Origin of the sequence: Flavobacterium lacus, assembly GCF_003268815.1 — a bacterium.
Taxonomy (GTDB): domain Bacteria; phylum Bacteroidota; class Bacteroidia; order Flavobacteriales; family Flavobacteriaceae; genus Flavobacterium; species Flavobacterium lacus.
The window spans coordinates 69,467-87,580 of sequence record NZ_QLSV01000011.1 but is presented as its reverse complement, the minus strand read 5'-3'; the positions used below and the strand labels follow the sequence as shown (position 1 = coordinate 87,580).

Sequence of the window (18,114 nt, the reverse complement as noted above, 5' to 3'; positions counted from 1 at the left end):
GTAGATAATCATTAATTTCCTAACTTTACTCAAAAAAGCGATGAAAAAATGCATGATGTTCTTGTTTGTATATTGTTTAGGAAGCCTTTTCCTCTCCTTTACAGTTCCCACTGAAGATACAACAGCTGCCAAAGGAATTGATTTTTTTAAAGGCACTTTTCAAGAAGCGTTGGCTTTGGCAGAGAAAGAGCAAAAGTATGTGTTTGTCGATGTGTATGCCACGTGGTGCGGTCCTTGTAAACAGTTGAAACGAACCACGTTCAAAGACAAAGAAGTGGGGGCGTATTTCAATAAAAACTTCATCAATATTGCCATTGACGGTGAAACCAAAGAAGGTGACGAAATCCTTAGCAGGTATACCATTCGTTCGTATCCCACTTTGTTGATTTTGGATGCCAAAGGTCGTGTGCAAACCCGACATTCCGGCTTTATGAAACCGTATATTTTGATTAATTTTGGGAGGAGGATTGTGCCGTGAGTGCAAAAAATAAAGGGAGGAGTAATCATAATTTATAGCATACAACTAGTTGAATTAAAAAAAAGAACTTATTTCAGTCATTGACTGCCAATAAGTTCTCTTTTTTTTTGAATTACATTGATCGCTTACTGAATCACAATCTTTTTGGTAAGTTGTGCCTTTTCCATGTTTAGTGTGGCGATATAAAGTCCTTTGGGTAAATAGTTGATGATGATGGGTGTAACACCATTTGAAAGGAGGTGTTCGCTTACTTTTCTACCTTGAACATCTACGAGGATAAGGGTAGCTTGGGAAAAGTTAGGTATTTCCGACGAGTCGATGTAAAGGATATCCGTTGCCGGATTCGGATATATTTTGACCGTGTTTATTGCGGCATCTGACAAGCTGAGATTAGGTGTATCGCCAACAACCCGCATTAAGCCTGACGGATTATAGGAGAACCATCCACCAATCACGATGTTTCCGTCATTCTGCACGATGCAGTGTCTCGCCCAATCATTGAAAGAAGTTTCGGGAAAGGAAGTGTCGACCGCTCCATTTTCCAAGTACCTTCTAAAAGTATAAGGACCACCGGCAGAGGCGAGAATTTTCCCATCGGATTGTACGGCAAATGCTGTAACATTGGAGAGGTCTAAGGCTAAAGAGGTGTCAACACTTCCATCGGAGTTTAATTTTACAATGGCTTTATTGTTTGCACCGGTGTGACGAAAGTTTCCGGCGGTGATGATTTGACCATTAGGTAAGAGGACTGTTTCCCATGCTTCTCCGTAGAAACCAAAAACTAATGAGAAGTTGTTTCCGGCATCAAATGTGGTGTCCAAACTGGCATCTTCATTTAATCGAGCCAATAAAATACGGCTTACAGACTTATAAGCAGTAAATAATCCGGCACACAGAATTTTACCATTCGGTTGCACGATTACGGTATGCACACGATTTTGACCGGCATTGGAAGTAAAACCGGTTGCCGAGTCGAATGAAGTATCTAACGAACCATCACTATTTAAACGTGCAATGGCTTGTCTATCAATACCACCCTGATTGAGCCAATCAAATTTTGAAAAAATTCCTCCCACCACAATTTTACCATCGGGTTGAAGGGCAATACTGTTTACATCACTGTCGAAACCGGTAAGCGGATTAAAACCAGTGTCTAATGACCCATCCGGATTTAATCGGGCAATACGGTGGCGGGTAACTCCTTGGTAGTCTAAAAAATTGCCCCCTACCAGAATTTTTCCATCCGGCTGAAGGGCGATTGCATTAACATAAGGAGAGGTTCCGTTAAAGCCTTGTCCCACATTAAAAGAAGTGTCAACGCTTCCGTCTAAATTTAAACGAACAATACGTCTGCTTTCCGTTCCGTTAAATTCGGAGAACCATCCGCCAAGGAGTAATTTACCATCCGGTTGTTGCACGATGGTTTCCACCCTTTTTTGAGTGAACGTAATTCCTGCACCGGTTCCAATGGCAAAGTTAGGGTCAATTGTACCCAATTGAGCTAAGGCATAAAAGGGTAAAAACAGCAAATAAAGTAGTGTAATTTTTCTTTCCATGTTTTATCTATTTTTGAATTGAACTTTTATTTTTACAAAATTGATAAAGGAATGAAAAGCAAACCATACGGCATTTGCCTTATTTTCACGATTGTTTTTTGGCGTTGAAACCCATTTTTAGGCTTAATTTTTTTATTTATAAATGTACTAAATTGGTTGGTAGTAAGGATCGATTCAACGTTCTACCGAGGGAAAACTTTTTTAGCTTTTTTACCTATCTTTGTGAGGTTTATAAGAGAATAACTTTTTAAAAGTTGTTGGTTTTACTATTTTTTCTGGTCAATGTACAAGCAGTATGAAAAATAATTTTCAGCTTTTCAGCTTATTACTTTTTGGAAGTTGTTGGTTAGGGTTTGCTCAAACACCTGATTCTTTGTTGTCGGTTTTACGGAAGAGTAGACCTACTCAATCTTCGGCTATTGAGATAGACATTTCTAAGCACTATCTCAATACATCAGTAGACTCTTCGTTGTATTATGCTAAAAAGGCACTTGTTTCTGCCCAAAAAATTAAAAATGACACAGCGGTTGCTAAAGCTTATCGATGGTTAGGCGAATGGTATCAAAATAAAACCCGTTACAGCGAATCGGTCAATGCCTATTGGAATGCTATCAAATTGGCTCAAAAATTAAAAGACAAAAGTTTAGAATCGTCTGTTTTTAACGGACTTGGTATTACTTATTACCTTCAACAAGATTTAAAAAAGGCAGAAGAATATATTCAAAAAGCGGCCCAATTGCGGTATGAGATCAAAGATTACACTTATTATTCGGTGATTTTGACCAATTTATCCGCTATCTACTTTCACAACCAAGCTTATGACAAGGCCATCAGTTTGTTGCGAAAAACTGAAAAGTCATTACTCAAGCAACCGGAAGGAGCTTACATGGCTTCACTCTACAACACACTGGGTGGTTGCTATCAAATGGCCTATCCGGAGAAGGACTCTGCCGTGTACTATTACACTAAAAGCATTGAAGTGGCACAGCGTTTTGGCATTTCGCAAAATGTGATGACCGGTTACCACAATTTGGGTGAGCATGCGTTGCGAAAACAAAATTATGACGTTGCGTTAAATTATTTAAAGAAAGCACTTGCCATTAGTACAACGCTAGGCAATGACACGTATGTGATGAATATTCACGCCACTTTGTCGGAAACATATCGAACCAAAGGTGATTTTCAAAATGCCTACAAGCACCAACAGGAAGAATTAGCGTTAAGCAAAATAATATTTGAATCAGAAAAACAAAAGACGATCAAAGAGATGGAGTTTAAATATGAAACAGCCATCAAAGACCAACAATTAAAAGAACAAGACGAAGTGATTCAAGCCGCTTTGTTGCGTGCAGAAAAAGACAAAAATACTCAAAATAAATTACTGTTTCTTTTTTTAATGGCTGTTTTGGTCATTGTTTTTGTATTGGTTTTTCAAGCTCAAAAGCGAAAAGCAAAAGTGAAATTAGAAGCTGAAAAGGCCAAGATATTTGAAAACATCGTACATGATATTCGAACACCTTTGACGTTGATTAAAGGACCGTTGGAGGTCATTAAAAAAGAACGTTTAGACGATCAGACGGCCAATGCTTTCCGCACCATTGAAGCACAATCAGAACAACTTATTTCATTAGTGAATGAGTTGTTGGATGCCTCCAAATTGGAAAAAGGGAAATATGTACCTACCATGAAAGTGGGTAATCCCATTTTGGAAATAGAAAAAAGAGTAGAAAGTGTGAAAGACAGCATAGTAGCGAAACAGATAGAGCTTCAGGTTGCGTTTTCTGAGGGGATGGAAAATTGCTATTTTCCGGCCGATGTATTTGACAAAGTAGTGGGTAATTTGTTAAGTAATGCCGTTAAATTTACACCTGAGAAGGGGGTAATAACTGTAAAAGCAAACTTATCTGAAACATTTTTGGATGTTACTGTTTTTAATTCAGGTGCCGAAATACCGACTGCTGAACAGCAGCGTATTTTTGAACGGTTTTATCGTCTACCCCAACATCAAGCCATTTCGGGTAGCGGCATTGGTTTGTCTCTCAGTAAAGAATTATTGGAGGTAGTGAACGGTTCCATTTTGGTAGAAAATAAACAAGGAGGAGTAGCTTTTGCGTTTTCACTTCCGGTAAGTATAGCCCGGTCGGCCATGTCTTTATCCGCCGATGAAGAAAAGCCAATTGTGTTATTAGTAGAAGATAATCCGGCTATTCGGGAATTTATGATGGACTATCTTTCGACTGATTTTCAGCTTCTTGTGGCCGAAAATGGGGAATTGGGTTATGACTTGGCAAAAGAAAAATTACCGGATTTGGTATTGACTGATATTTTAATGCCCGGAATGAGTGGAATGGAATTGTTGACACAACTCAAAGCCAATCCTTTGACTTCTCATCTTGCGGTGGTGATCTGTTCTTCCAGACAATCAGAAAGCAGCCGAATAGAAGCACTTTCGAAAGGAGCTTCTGCTTATGTATCCAAACCTTTTCATCCGGAGGAATTGCGGTTGACCTTACTCCGTCTTTTGGAACAGGAAAAATTGATTCGAAATAAGGTAGTCGAGCTACGCCAGGCGGAGTTACCTTGTAGGGAACGATTGAAGTCTACTCATGATTTTGTCAATAAAGCTACCGAACTCGTGTTTGAACAATTGGAGAATGTAGATTATGATGTGAATGATTTAGCGGACAGTTTACACCTCAGCAGAAGTCAGTTACACCGAAAGTTGACACAGCTAACAGGGTTATCGGCTTCTCAATTTATTAAAATGATTCGTTTGGAGCAAGCGAAAGATTACTTACAATCCGGGTCTTTCAATGTAACTGAAGTAGCCTACCGATGTGGGTTTAATACGCAGAGTTATTTTTCAACTTCTTTTCAAGACTATACCGGTCAAAGCCCTTCATCGTTTGTGAATGGGCCAAAAAAGTGACCTGATGCAACAAAATTAAACGAATGTGCAACACGAGTGTATAGTTTTTTTTTAATCGGTAAATTATCTTTGAGAAAAAATAATCACCTATGAAGATGAAAACTTTACTTTTGAAAAACAGTTGTGTTTTGTGGTTTCTATTTGCCGTAGTACACTTGCCTGCACAAGTTAATTTAACCAACGGTTTAGTAGCTTATTATCCGTTGAATGGAAATGCCAATGATTTCAGTGGAAATAACAATAACGGTTCACCTTTTGACAATGTTACTTATATAACCGATCCTTTTGGAAATGCGTCTTCGGCTGTTTCGTTTGGAGGAACTACCAGTCAAGGGAGAATTAGTATTCCCCATTCAGCGACATTGAATTTTACAACCGGTGCTACATTTTCGTTTTGGGCGAGGGTGAGTAGTAATACGGGTACTTTTGGCAACGGTTCAGTGGGAGCCGGGGGAAGTCATTGTTTTTTTGCCAAAGCCGGTGATGCCGGTGGAGGTTTTTGGCAGCTTTCCAATACACAGAGCGGAAACCTCAGACATCAAATTGGTAATAATAGTGTAGCTATCTTAACCGGTATTTTTGAGAATTACACTTTAAATCAATGGATACATTATGTTGTTACGATGGATGCTTCGGGTCATCGCACCTACATCAATGGGGTATTACAAACCACTAATACTATTGCGGCGAATTTTACGGCAATGGCCAATCGCCCTTTGGTAATCGGGCGATTTAATACGAATTGGTATCCCTTGAATGGAGGAATAGACGAATTCAGAGTATATAATCGGGTATTGACTACAGATGAAATCACGGCTTTGGCCACGAATGTAATTGGTGATGTTGCGATAACCTATGCTAATCCCGGAGAAGTTTGTGCGGGTAGCTCATTAGAAGTGAGTTATCAAGCGACGGGTTCTTTCTTGTCTACCAATCAATTTCAAGTGCAATTATCGGACAGAAACGGAAGTTTTGCAAACCCAATCGTACTTCGACGTGTAACAGGAACTAGTGTGAATGAGACGGCAACGGTAGTGTTACCGGCGGGATTGCCCTCGGGTACGCAATATCGCATTCGACTAGCTACAACAGCACCGCAGGAGTTTAGTGCCTCCGGATTGAGTTTTACGGTTAAAGGAACCACAGGTGATATTCCCGACCCCACATTATTTACATATATAGGGAATGTGAATGGGAGAGATTATTTTAGAAGTATTACTGCTCAAAACAGGAGTAATGCTAGAACTATCTGTTTGAATAACGGCGGTCATCTGGCTTCTATTCCAAATGCAGAAGTAAACCAATTTATTTTTGATAATGCAGGGAATAGTAGAATTTATATCGGTTTACAGGATAGCCAAACAGAAGGTGTTTTTGTTTGGGAAAATGGAGAAAGACTTACGTACACCAATTGGTCTCCAGGAGAACCGAATAATTCCTCTAACGAAGATTTGGTTGAGTTAGATAATACCAACGGACGATGGAATGATACCAATGGTTCGGCTACCCGACTATACTTTCTAGAATTAAACCCGGCAGGAGCATTAAAAACAGTTTGTGAAGGCAGTAATTTGACTTTACAAGCTCCAACCCTTAGCGGAGCCACTTATGTTTGGACTGGACCGAATGGGTTTAGTTCTTCTTTATCATCACCTATTTTAAGCGGAATTACTTTTTCACAAGCCGGCGTTTACACTTTACAATATACTGTTAACGGGTGTGTTTCTGCTCTCTATTCTACGCGAGTTGAGGTGATTCCTTTGCCCAAGAATATCGGAGAGAGTCAAGCTATTCCGGGCTCTGTATCACAAGGGCTTCAATTGCATTTACCGATGGATGGGAATGGGAATGATGTGAGTGGGAATGGTATCAATGCCACACTAGTTGGAGGAGTAGCCCCCATGAACAACCGATTTGGGATAGAAAATGCCGCTTTGCAATTGAATGGAAGCAATGGCCATCTTACGTTACCGGCCGGCGTCTATTTTAGCGGTTCTGATTTTACGGTAACCACCTGGGTTAGAAAAGATGCCAATAATAGTTGGAGTCGTTTATTTGATTTTGGAAATGGCCAAGCCAATCAAAATGTATTAGTGGGATTGACTAACGGCACCACCGGAAGACCGGCGTCACAGATTTATAATGGAACGGTGGGCGGTCCTACGCTAACAAGTGTGTCTGTTTTACCGAATAATCAATGGCAAATGTTTACTTACACTTGGTCGAATGGAGCAGGTCAATTGTTTATTAATGGAGAATTGGTTATACAAGGGCCTCAAACTACCCCTGAAAATGTGATACGAAATTTAAATTATATCGGAAGAAGTAACTGGTCTAATGATGGATTTGCGAATGCCGGATTGGATGAATTTAGGATATATAACCGTTTGTTGACTCCGGAAGAAATTCGTTTGATGACCGTTGAGCAACCTTCACCGCTGCAAGTTAGCTTAGAAAATGCGGAGGTTTGTAGTGGTCAAACCAATTCGATTATTCTTCAAAATACTCAGCCTGGATTAGTTTATCAATTGCGGTTGAATAGTAATGCCTCTAACGTTGGAGTGGCACAAACCGGCACCGGTGGCACCTTAACTTTTTCGTTGGGAACGTTAACAGCCACAACGGCTTATCATTTTTTAATACGTAATACTGCCTTGGCTTGTGCGGAACTTATTTCAACGGTTATTTCTGTGCCTGTAAATCCATTACCGGTAGCCCCTTCCACAACGGGAGCCTCTGTTTGCAGCGAAGGAAGTGTTACCTTAACAGCAACCGGGGCTCCGGAAGGAGGTTCTTATAATTGGTATTTAACGGCAACCGGCGGTACGTCACTCACCGGGGAAACAGGCAGTACTTTTACCACCCCTGTTTTATTGGTTACCCGAACTTATTATGTTTCCATCACCAATGCGAGTGGTTGTGAAAGTAGCAGAACACCGGTGATCGCTGAGGTAATTAATCCGTTTGCACCGGTGATTGACCTCAACAGTGGTTTGTTACTGCATTCTCGTTTGGATGGTAACTTATTGGACAGTAGTACTAATGCCATCAACGGAGGTTTAAACGGTAGTGTTTTTTCGTATGAAGAGGACAGGAACGGGAATGAAAGTTCAGCTTTGAGTATTACGAATGGTACTTTTGTGGACTATGGAAATCCTTCTGTAGTGCAACAATTGACCAACCAGGTTACGATTTCGTTATGGATTAAGCAAGATGCTTCTAATTTTGGCTTGTTTACCCCTTTGTTAAACAAATGGCAAGGAAATGGGATGTATTTGGCCTTGGACAGTTATCAGACAATTCCAGCAGGACCTATGAATGAAAACAGGGTAAGATGGAGAGTAAACAATAGTGTTTTTATCAATTCCAATACCAATGTGTTACACAACCGATGGCATCATATTGTGGTGACGTATAATGGAGCACAATTGCGAATTTATCAAGATGGGCAGTTGACGGGTCAGTTAAATCACAACGGGACCATTACTAACAATGGTGCGAATTTACAATTTGGAAGACAGTCAAATGGATTGGGGAATGCCACGTATCGTGGGGATGTAGATGAAATAAAACTGTATAATCGGGCGTTGTCCTTAAATGAGGTCCGTACTTTGTTTAACAATGAAAGTGTTGCTTTTGCCAATACGCCTTTGTGCGACAGTCAAGGAGATTTAGGTTTAACGACGTTGGCATTTCCCGGAGCTACTTATCAGTGGACGGGTCCGAATGGATTTAGTTCTACAGAGCAAAATCCTACTATTATTCCGCAAGCTGATGCGGCGACCTATGCCGGAGATTATACTTTAGTGGTGACTAATGCAGAGGGTTGTGCTTCTTTGCCTCAAACCGTTCAGGTAGTGATTCATCCTATTCCTGCAGCAGCGGAAGTTCAAAACGCAACCGTTTGTGGAAGTGGAAATGCTACTTTGCAGGTGCTTAATCCACCGGCCGGAGCTACTTTTAGATGGTACACGGTTGAACAAGGCGGAACACCGATTGCCGGTGCAACAAGTGCCACTTTACAACTTAATAATGTTACCCAAGAAACCATTCGTTACGTGTCCGTTGTTCAAAACAATTGCGAAGGTCCGCGAGTACCGGTAACGGCATTTTATTTTTCGAATGTGAATACCGGTTTAACGGTTACCGGTAGCAGCGTTTGTCAATCAGCTGAAACCGCTTTAGTGACCCTACCTCAATCTGAATCCGGAGTATTTTATCAAGTCTTTTTGGGAACTACTGCGGTAAGTCCGCTAGTCACCGGTACAGGCGTATCTATCGAAATTGCAGTTAATGCAACACTTTTAAACTTAGGAATAAATGCCTTAACTGTGCGAGCTAATTTTCCCAATTGTGGTCCGGTTGCGATGGAAAATCAACCAGAAGTTATTCGTTTGCAAGTAATTCAACCTGCTATTTCTTTCGATGGAAATTTACAAATATGTTCAGGAGAATCCATTCAATTGACAGCCTCCGCAGGGGTTTCCTATTTATGGAGTAATGGGGAGACAACAAGTGCGATTAATGTGACACAAGCTGGCGTCTTTTCTGTCACAGTAACCGATGAAAACGGTTGTCAAGCGACTTCTTCTTCGGTAACGGTCACGGTAAATCCGAATCCAACACCTGCCATTGCGGTGAATGGAAGTACGGTTTTATGTTCGGGAGAGACTACGCAGTTGCAAGCTTCGGGCGGAACAACTTACCTGTGGAGCACAGGAGCTACTACGCCAACGCTAACCGTTTCACAAGCGGGAACGTATTCAGTTACGGCTTTTAACGGAACGTGTCAAGCGACTTCTTCTTCGGTAATGGTCACGGTAAATCCGATTCCAACACCTGCCATTGTGGTGAATGGAAGTACGGTTTTATGTTCGGGAGAGACTACGCAGTTGCAAGCTTCGGGCGGAACAACTTACCTGTGGAGCACAGGAGCTACTACGCCAACGCTAACCGTTTCACAAGCGGGAACGTATTCGGTTACGGCTTTTAACGGAACGTGTCAAGCCACTTCTTCTTCGGTAACGGTCACGGTAAATACTATTCCACAAGCACCATTAGCAATTAACGGAAGCACGCAACTTTGTGCAAATAGTGAGCAAAATTATTCGATTGCACCGGTAAATGGAGCAACTTCTTATCAATGGATACTGCCGCAAGGTTGGACCGGAACTTCAAATTCAGCAACAATAATAGTGAATTCAACTAGTTCAGGAGGACAAATTAGCGTTGTAGCCGTCAATCAATGCGGGGAAAGTCAACAACAAGTTTTAACTGTTGAAGTAACAGCAGTTGATACAGCAGTTTCACAAGATGGCGTTCAATTAGCAGCGTTGGCAACAAATGCCTCCTTTCAATGGTATAATTGTTCAACCAATCAACTGATTCAGGGAGCAACGGATTCTATTTTTACGGCACTTGTTGCCGGAAGTTATGCGGTTTTAGTCACACAAAATGGTTGTAGTGAATTTTCGGACTGTTTTGATGTTACGCCATTGAGTTTACCTACAAATTCATTTTCCTATGCCATTCGAGCGTATCCAATTCCGGCACAACGTTTAATCGAAGTAAAAATAGAGCCGTCACCACAGGATAAAGTTGAATTGTCAGTGTTGAATGTTTTAGGACAAGAATTGAGAAATGAAGCTCCACTGTTTAATCAAAATGGGGTTTATACACTTGATGTAGAAAGCCTTCCGGATGGAAATTATTTTATAAAGGTTAAGTTAGCCGATCAACACCAGGTGATTTCTTTTATAAAAAGATAAAGATGTAATTTAGCGGTTGTTTTTCATACCATACTGGGCAAACACAGTGTCAATTTTTGATGCTGTGTTTGCTTTTTTTATTATCGAATGCTAAGCGGTTTAGCTTGGGGTGAGTAATGGATTATGAAATGTATATTTCACTGCTTTTTTTAATCGACTATATCATTATTTTTACGTAGTATGATAATTATCATTTGAAGAATTTTTATTTGGAAGTAATTTTGATAGTGTTGCTAATCAAATAATTAACTCTTAAAAATTAAACAAATGAAAATTAGATTTTTATTATTTTTAGTACTGTTTTGGGCTGTTTACGTAAATGCTCAAAATTTAGTAGCTTATTATCCGTTTAATGCAAATTCCGATGATGAAAGCGGAAATTTTAACCATGGAACGGTGCATGGTGCTACTCTAGCGAGTGATCGCTTTGGGAACATAGATAGTGCCTATGAATTTGATGGTATTGATGATTATATTTTGGTAACCAACAGTACTTCTTTAAATATTTTCAACAGTGACCTTACTGTTACAATGTGGATTTATAATGACAATCCATTGTTAAGTGATTCAAGTTACAAAGGAATTTCTAAAGGAGGTTGGAGCACTGGTGTAGGGTATGAGTTGTTATATTCAAATTATTGGAATGATGGTACGTTGCATTTTACAACCGGAAGTAGTGGTAATAATGTTTTCTCATTTAACAATTATAATAACCAATGGATTATGATAACTGGAACTTTTGATAATGCTACCTCTACAAAAAAAATGTATATCAATGGTATTGAACAAACAAGCACAATTCAAGGGGTAGATGCTTTAAGTTCAAGTGCTCATGATTTATATATTGGTAGACGTCACCCTTTAAATAATTACGCTGGTTTTGTTAAAGGGAGAATGGACGATATTCGCATTTACAACATAAAACTCACTGCAACAGAAATTTTGAATTTATATAATTTTAATGCATTAAATGTAAATGACATTAAAAATCCTGATCTAACCAATTTTTATGTTTTCGACAAAAAAATATATATTAGAGAGCACTTCGATTTAAATGAATTGATAGGTGTGGAAGTATATAATATGTTTGGCCAACCCGTTTTTCAGACTTCAAAAATTGAAAATCAAATTGCCTTGGATGGGCTTGATAAACAAATTTATATTTTAAAAGTTTTATTTAGAAACGGAAATTTTCAAACCTTAAAATTTATTACTTATTAACCCGTTGGATGTACTTAAATTTTGAAATAATTTTGCTGCTAATTCACGATTTTTTAGATCAATTATTCGGTTAAAGTCGAATTTTCATCAAAGCGGTACTGTTCCAAAGTTAGTGCTGAATTAAAACGCACATCTTAACCCTATGTACATCAATATTTAAATAAAATTTTAAAATAAGAGGCAAGCGTACTAGTTTGCCTTTTTAGCTTTGAAAATAGCTTAAAAAGGATGTACTGGAGAAAAGCCAAATACTATTTTTTGCAGAGTTAGTGCTGGAGTGATTTTAAAAAATCATTTTCCATCATTTAAACCTCCCCGCACCATTACAATTTTCAAACGGGGGCACAATCTTGTATTTTTACAACGCCGTAGTCGTAAAACTCAAGAGAAGAAGTTCATTCGGTTCTACCGACCAATGAAATGACCACCACCGATTACCTTGGTGGGTTTCAATATGAAAAGACTGTTTTAAAGTTTTTCCAAGCACAATAAAAAAGAACATTATAATTATGTACAACTATTTTCACTTTCATTTGGCTAGTTTATTGTTTTATCGTAATATTGCAATATAATAATTAATTGTATGGGAGCGTCAAAAACAGATTCTTTTTCGGTGGAGCAAAATGAAATAGCGAATTTATTCAAAGCCCTTTCACATCCCGCCAGAATCGCCATAGTAGATTATTTATTGACGGTTGATACTTGTATTTGTGGCGATATTGTTGAGGTATTGCCTTTGGCTCAGCCTACGGTTTCTCAACATTTAAAGGAACTCAAAAATGCGAATATCATCAAAGGCACGATAGAAGGCACAGCGATTTGTTATTGCATCAATCCTGCCATAATTGATAAAATTGAAAATCATTTTGGGGTGATTCGGCAAAAGTTGAGGAATAAGTGTTGTTAGCCGGTCACTAATTATGCATCACTAAATACGTACATCATGAAACTATCAGAAATTAAAAATCAGTTAAAAAATCTTTCGCAAATTGCGTTTCAATTGCCCAATGGTGAATTGGTTCCGAGTCACTTTCATGTGACGGAAGTAGGCTTAATCACCAAAAATTTCATCGACTGTGGCGGACAAATCCGGGAAGAAGCGGTTGTGAATTTTCAACTTTGGGAAGCCAATGATTACGACCATCGGTTGCATCCGGAAAAGTTGGTCAGTATTATTGAGTTATCCGAAAGAAAACTTTTGATTCCAGATTTAGAGGTGGAAGTAGAATACCAAATGAAGGAAACAATAGGAAAATTCAGTTTGGACTTTGATGGAACAAATTTTCAATTAAAATCCAAATTAACCGATTGTTTAGCAAAAGATAATTGCGGCATTCCAACAGAAAAATTGAAAACTAAAATAGGCGAGTGGAAGCAAAAAGAAACTTCCTGTTGTACCCCTGATTCGGGATGTTGTTAGGAATTAATTGAAAAATAAAAAATAAGATACCAGTTACTACCTAGTGCGGGCTTAATGCCTTCTTAGTGTATTGGTTGGTTAGCCAAAGAAATATGTCGGATAAAAAACAACATTGGGAAACTGTTTTCACAACTAAACTGGTCAACGAAGTAAGTTGGTATCAAATCGAACCCAAAACCTCGATCCAGTTGATACAAGCTTGTCAGGTAGCCAAAGAAGCTAAAATCATCGATATTGGCGGTGGTGATAGCTATTTGATTGACCATTTATTAGACTTGGGTTACACCAATTTATACTTACTTGATCTATCTGCTGCGGCCATTGAACGGGCGAAAAAGCGATTAGGCGAAAAAGGCGAAATGGTCACTTTTATTGTTTCGGATAGTTTGCATTTTCAATCCGATGAAAAATTTGACGTTTGGCATGATCGAGCATCGTTTCATTTTTTTACAGCAGCTGATGATATTCAACAATACAAAGCCAATGTACTCGCCAATACCAATCCAAATGCCCATTTTATAGTAGGGACTTTTTCTGAAGATGGCCCTTTAAAATGCAGTGGTTTACCTATCACACAGTATTCCGTTGAAAAAATGGAAGCGGTTTTTGGGGCTAATTTTGAATTGGAAAATTGTTTTACAGAAGACCATCAAACTCCTTTTGATACGGTTCAGAATTTTATTTTTTGTCATTTTAAAAAGAATTAATATGTTGGAAAATTTATCGAAAACGATCGAAATTATTTCAGAAATCACCGTTCCAAACAAACGAAAAGAAGTGTTGCAACCGCTGATTGATTACCTTCAAAAGAAAGTGAATGGAAAGCAAGAAATTCGTTTAAATTTTATTTGTACCCATAATTCCCGAAGAAGTCATTTGTCGCAAATTTGGGCACAGACTATGGCATTCCATTTTGTAATTCCCAATGTTTATTGCTATTCCGGTGGTACGGAAGCCACAGCGATGTTTCCAAAAGTAGCAGAAACGTTAGTGAAACAAGGTTTCCAAATTCAAACGTTAAGCCAAGAACAAAATCCGGTTTATGCTGTGAAATTTGACGAAAATCAACATCCGATTATTTGTTTTTCAAAAGCTTTTTTCGATGATTTTAATCCAAAAAGTCAGTTTGGTGCCATCATGACCTGCAACCATGCCGACCAAGGTTGCCCGATGGTTTTTGGAGCAGATGCTCGTTTCCCCATTACCTACGATGATCCGAAAGCATTTGACGGTACCGATTTAATGGATACCAAATATGCCGAACGCAGTTTGCAAATTGCTTCTGAATTATTTTATGTCTTTTCTCAATTAAAAAAGTCGTAGTTCAAAGCACATTGTTTTTATTTTAGATTTGTTGAAGTATGGAAATTGAAATTAGATCATAATCATCAATTGTTTGTTTTAAAATAGTATCAATAGCCTATTTCGATTGTTTTCGGGGTAGAAATTAAAATTAATAAATATGGGTAAGTTCGAAAAATACCTTACAATTTGGGTACTCTTGTGCATCGGTCTAGGAGTTGGAGTTGGACAGTTGATGGGTGATTCCATACAAGTAGTAAGTAATTGGGAAATTGCAAAAGTGAACATACCAGTGGCTATTTTGGTTTGGCTTATGATTTATCCGATGATGGTGCAGATTGATTTTTCGTCCATCAAGGGCGTTTCTAAAAATATGAAAGGTTTGAGCCTCACGGTTTTCATTAACTGGTTGGTAAAACCATTCACGATGGCCTTTTTTGCCTGGTTGTTTTTTGATAATTTATTTCAAGCTTGGCTCACTCCGGAGGATGCTGAACAATACATTGCGGGTGCTATTTTGCTGGGTGCGGCTCCGTGTACAGCCATGGTTTTTGTGTGGTCGTATTTGGTTAAAGGCGATGCAAACTATACTTTGGTGCAGGTTTCGGTTAACGATTTAATCTTGTTGATTGCCTTTATTCCCATCGTAGGACTTTTGTTTTATTGGTTAGGTGTAGATTCTATTTTTATAGACAAAGAGGAACTCGGAATTCCATATGACACGCTGATTTCATCGGTGGTTATCTTTGTAGTTATACCGCTGTTGGCAGGATATGCCAGTAATAACTATTTGATAAAAACAAAAGGCGAACAATGGTTTAAGGAGGTTTTTATGGCCAAACTAAAGCCTATTTCTATCGCTGCACTTTTGCTCACGTTGGTGTTGTTGTTTGCTTTTCAGGGAGAAAAAATTATCACGAATCCTTTTGCTATTTTGTTGATTGCCATTCCTTTGACAATACAAACCTATTTTATTTTCTTTGCCTCATGGTTCATTGGCCGCAAACTACATCTTCCCCACACCATCTGTGCTCCGGCAGCCATGATTGGAGCGAGTAACTTTTTTGAATTAGCTGTAGCGGTGGCTATCGCCTTGTTTGGATTGAATTCGGGTGCTGCACTTGCCACTGTCGTAGGAGTTCTTATTGAAGTGCCGGTAATGTTAACGTTGGTCGCGTTGGCAAATAGATGGAAGTATTGAGGAAGTAAAATATTTGATTTATCAACTGTAAACGCAAGAGTAAAATTTTGCAGCAGTCAATCAATCTATTCCAATTTCCATTTTTTAAGCATTTTTTTGTCTTGCTTTTTGTTTCGAAAGAAATTGCTATCCGATAAGATTTTTAAATAATTTGGTAAAAAACACTTTTGTTAATTTTTACAAAAGTGTTTTTATTTTGAATTATTGTTCGTAATTTTACGAATGATAAAGCAATGATTACATGAAAACAATTAAAGATAATTATTTTTCAACTACTCAAGTAGATACTGCACGATTTGCGAAAGCGTTGAGTCATCCGGTGCGAATTGCCATTTTGGAATTGTTGAATTCACAGTCTTGTTGTTATCATGGTGATATGGCAGAAGAGCTACCCATTGCCAAATCAACACTTTCACAACATTTAAACGAATTGAAAGACGCAGGCCTCATCCAAGGAACAATTACTCCACCCACAGTCAAATATTGTATCAATAGGGAAAATTGGGCATTAGCCAAGTATTTGTTAGGAAATTTATTAAAGTAAAAAAATTTAAGAACAGTATTCGTTGAATTACGAACTACGAACAGTAAAATTCAAATCATGAGCACAATAATTAAAGTACTAGGACCGGGTTGTCCAAAATGTAAAACCACCTTTCACAATGTGGAAGAAGCGTTAAAGCAATTAGGGATTGAAGCGACACTTGAAAAAGTGGAAGACATCGAAGAGATGATGAAATACAATGTATTAACTACGCCGGTTTTGATTATCAATGATGCAATAAAAATCAAAGGGAGAATAGCTCAAGTGGAAGAAATTAAAGCACTTTTAAAATAAGGAATCATGGAAAATCAAACGTTAGTCAAAGAAATTTGTGCTACTACAACACAACAATGGATAAAAGAAGGAGCGTTATTAGTAGATGTTCGCGAAAAAGATGAAGTAGTCCAATTGGCTTTTGATGTACCCAACCTACTGCCTATTCCATTGTCGGAATTTGAAGAGCGATACAGTGAAATTCCCAAAGACATACCTGTCGTAATGGTTTGCAAAAGTGGTGGCAGAAGTTTGAGAGCCACCGGATTTTTAGTCAATCAAGGCTATGAAAACGTGGTGAACATGCAACATGGAATAATCCGTTGGGTACAAAAAGGATTTCCAACAACTGGGGACGCTTCTTTTGCAACAGGAAGTGATTCATGTTGTACTTCTTCGGGATGTTGCTAATTTACTATTAAAAAATAAATAAAGTCAACACCATGTTCGATTGGCTCCAGCACTTTTCTGATTGGCTAATTTACTCCGTTTTTCAAATTGGAGCATCGACGCGTTTGGGGATAGCACTCAATTTTTTTGTGTATGATGTAGTTAAAATACTCATTTTGTTGTTTGTTATTGTTTTTTTAATGGGAATTATAAATGCGTATTTACCAATTGAAAAACTTAGAGACTACCTTCATAGAAAAAAATTATATGGTTTAGAATATTTGTTTGCATCCACTTTTGGGGCCATTACACCATTTTGCTCGTGTTCGTCTGTACCACTTTTTATCGGATTTGTGCAGGGAGGAATCCCGTTGGGAGTAACCTTTGCGTTTCTAATTACCTCTCCTTTGGTGAATGAGGTAGCGATTGCCTTATTCATTGGTATGTTTGGTTTAAAAGCAACTTTGATTTATGCCGTTTCCGGAATTTTACTGGGAACTATTGGGGGTTGGCTTTTGGGAAAACTTAAGTTAGACCATTTGCTTTCAGATTGGGTCAAGAAAATTTTGGCAAATAAATTACAGCAGTTTGAATATGAAGAGGAGAAACTCACTTTTCGTCAACGATTGCCAGAAATCACTCGCGGTGCATGGGACATCGTGAAGGGAGTTGTTATTTACGTCGTTATCGGAATTGGTATTGGTGCAGCCATGCACGGTTATGTTCCCGAAAACTTTTTTAATCAATATTTAGGTGGCGGTCAGTGGTGGACAGTACCGCTAGCGGTTTTGGTAGCCGTTCCCATGTATGCCAATGCTGCCGGAATAGTTCCTGTAATTCAAGTGTTTGTAGCCAAAGGGGTTCCGCTAGGTACCGCAATTGCATTTATGATGGCTACCGTTGGACTATCTATTCCGGAGGCTACCTTACTTAAAAAGGTAATGACGATGAAGTTAATTGCAATCTACTTTGGGGTCGTGACTTTTTTCATCATTCTTTCAGGATATATTTTTAATTTAATTTTATAACAAA

At 38.6% G+C, this 18,114-nt stretch carries 14 protein-coding genes; 13 read left to right on the top strand and 1 reads right to left on the bottom strand.

What is annotated here, in order from left to right; translation table 11 throughout:
- Positions 1-40: 40 nt before the first annotated feature.
- Positions 41-478, top strand: a complete 438-nt coding sequence (locus tag B0I10_RS11520; RefSeq protein WP_112086661.1) for a thioredoxin family protein — start codon at positions 41-43, stop codon at positions 476-478.
- Positions 479-603: 125 nt separating this feature from the next.
- On the opposite strand, the gene B0I10_RS11515 is transcribed toward B0I10_RS11520, so the two are convergent.
- On the bottom strand, positions 604-2,034 hold the full coding sequence (locus tag B0I10_RS11515) for a T9SS type A sorting domain-containing protein (protein ID WP_112086660.1): 1,431 nt from the start codon (positions 2,032-2,034) through the stop codon (positions 604-606).
- 295 nt (positions 2,035-2,329) lie between these two features.
- Between B0I10_RS11515 and B0I10_RS11510 the strand changes: the two genes are divergently transcribed.
- From B0I10_RS11510 to B0I10_RS11455, 12 genes are all read left to right on the top strand, one after another.
- Complete coding sequence (locus B0I10_RS11510; RefSeq protein ID WP_112086659.1) at positions 2,330-4,963, top strand: tetratricopeptide repeat protein; 2,634 nt, start codon at positions 2,330-2,332, stop codon at positions 4,961-4,963.
- Between the two features lie 89 nt (positions 4,964-5,052).
- A complete protein-coding gene (locus B0I10_RS11505; RefSeq protein WP_112086658.1) occupies positions 5,053-10,731 on the top strand; it encodes a LamG-like jellyroll fold domain-containing protein in 5,679 nt (1,892 codons plus the stop codon).
- A 267-nt stretch (positions 10,732-10,998) separates the two neighbouring features.
- Positions 10,999-11,952 carry a LamG domain-containing protein gene (locus B0I10_RS11500; RefSeq protein ID WP_112086657.1) on the top strand — a complete coding sequence of 318 codons (954 nt, stop codon included), beginning with the start codon at positions 10,999-11,001 and terminating at the stop codon, positions 11,950-11,952.
- 583 nt (positions 11,953-12,535) lie between these two features.
- Positions 12,536-12,859 (top strand): ArsR/SmtB family transcription factor, encoded by a 324-nt coding sequence (locus B0I10_RS11495; RefSeq protein WP_112086656.1) that lies wholly within the window; start codon positions 12,536-12,538, stop codon positions 12,857-12,859.
- Positions 12,860-12,895: 36 nt separating this feature from the next.
- Complete coding sequence (locus B0I10_RS11490; protein ID WP_112086655.1) at positions 12,896-13,372, top strand: DUF6428 family protein; 477 nt, start codon at positions 12,896-12,898, stop codon at positions 13,370-13,372.
- 92 nt (positions 13,373-13,464) lie between these two features.
- Positions 13,465-14,079 (top strand): class I SAM-dependent methyltransferase, encoded by a 615-nt coding sequence (locus B0I10_RS11485; protein WP_112086654.1) that lies wholly within the window; start codon positions 13,465-13,467, stop codon positions 14,077-14,079.
- Position 14,080: 1 nt separating this feature from the next.
- Positions 14,081-14,695 carry an arsenate-mycothiol transferase ArsC gene (locus B0I10_RS11480; RefSeq protein WP_112086653.1) on the top strand — a complete coding sequence of 205 codons (615 nt, stop codon included), beginning with the start codon at positions 14,081-14,083 and terminating at the stop codon, positions 14,693-14,695.
- A 139-nt stretch (positions 14,696-14,834) separates the two neighbouring features.
- Positions 14,835-15,875 (top strand): ACR3 family arsenite efflux transporter, encoded by a 1,041-nt coding sequence (gene arsB / locus B0I10_RS11475; protein ID WP_112086652.1) that lies wholly within the window; start codon positions 14,835-14,837, stop codon positions 15,873-15,875.
- A gap of 241 nt (positions 15,876-16,116) precedes the next feature.
- The gene (locus B0I10_RS11470) at positions 16,117-16,419 is read left to right on the top strand and encodes an ArsR/SmtB family transcription factor (protein ID WP_112086651.1); all 303 of its coding nucleotides are present in this window, start codon (positions 16,117-16,119) and stop codon (positions 16,417-16,419) included.
- Positions 16,420-16,476: 57 nt separating this feature from the next.
- On the top strand, positions 16,477-16,713 hold the full coding sequence (locus tag B0I10_RS11465) for a thioredoxin family protein (protein WP_112086650.1): 237 nt from the start codon (positions 16,477-16,479) through the stop codon (positions 16,711-16,713).
- A 6-nt stretch (positions 16,714-16,719) separates the two neighbouring features.
- Positions 16,720-17,103: a rhodanese-like domain-containing protein gene (locus tag B0I10_RS11460; protein ID WP_112086649.1), complete on the top strand. Its 384-nt coding sequence runs from the start codon at positions 16,720-16,722 to the stop codon at positions 17,101-17,103.
- A 32-nt stretch (positions 17,104-17,135) separates the two neighbouring features.
- Positions 17,136-18,110, top strand: coding sequence for a permease (locus tag B0I10_RS11455; RefSeq protein WP_112086648.1), 975 nt, complete (start codon positions 17,136-17,138; stop codon positions 18,108-18,110).
- Positions 18,111-18,114 lie beyond the last annotated feature (4 nt).

Coding starts and splice junctions, on each gene's coding strand:
- B0I10_RS11490 (WP_112086655.1), top strand. CDS start 12,896: ATGAAACTATCAGAAATTAAAAATCAGTTAAAAAATCTTTCGCAAATT.
- B0I10_RS11520 (WP_112086661.1), top strand. CDS start 41: ATGAAAAAATGCATGATGTTCTTGTTTGTATATTGTTTAGGAAGCCTT.
- B0I10_RS11510 (WP_112086659.1), top strand. CDS start 2,330: ATGAAAAATAATTTTCAGCTTTTCAGCTTATTACTTTTTGGAAGTTGT.
- B0I10_RS11470 (WP_112086651.1), top strand. CDS start 16,117: ATGAAAACAATTAAAGATAATTATTTTTCAACTACTCAAGTAGATACT.
- B0I10_RS11485 (WP_112086654.1), top strand. CDS start 13,465: ATGTCGGATAAAAAACAACATTGGGAAACTGTTTTCACAACTAAACTG.
- B0I10_RS11500 (WP_112086657.1), top strand. CDS start 10,999: ATGAAAATTAGATTTTTATTATTTTTAGTACTGTTTTGGGCTGTTTAC.
- B0I10_RS11495 (WP_112086656.1), top strand. CDS start 12,536: ATGGGAGCGTCAAAAACAGATTCTTTTTCGGTGGAGCAAAATGAAATA.
- B0I10_RS11505 (WP_112086658.1), top strand. CDS start 5,053: ATGAAGATGAAAACTTTACTTTTGAAAAACAGTTGTGTTTTGTGGTTT.
- B0I10_RS11465 (WP_112086650.1), top strand. CDS start 16,477: ATGAGCACAATAATTAAAGTACTAGGACCGGGTTGTCCAAAATGTAAA.
- B0I10_RS11455 (WP_112086648.1), top strand. CDS start 17,136: ATGTTCGATTGGCTCCAGCACTTTTCTGATTGGCTAATTTACTCCGTT.
- arsB (WP_112086652.1), top strand. CDS start 14,835: ATGGGTAAGTTCGAAAAATACCTTACAATTTGGGTACTCTTGTGCATC.
- B0I10_RS11460 (WP_112086649.1), top strand. CDS start 16,720: ATGGAAAATCAAACGTTAGTCAAAGAAATTTGTGCTACTACAACACAA.
- B0I10_RS11515 (WP_112086660.1), bottom strand. CDS start 2,034: ATGGAAAGAAAAATTACACTACTTTATTTGCTGTTTTTACCCTTTTAT.
- B0I10_RS11480 (WP_112086653.1), top strand. CDS start 14,081: ATGTTGGAAAATTTATCGAAAACGATCGAAATTATTTCAGAAATCACC.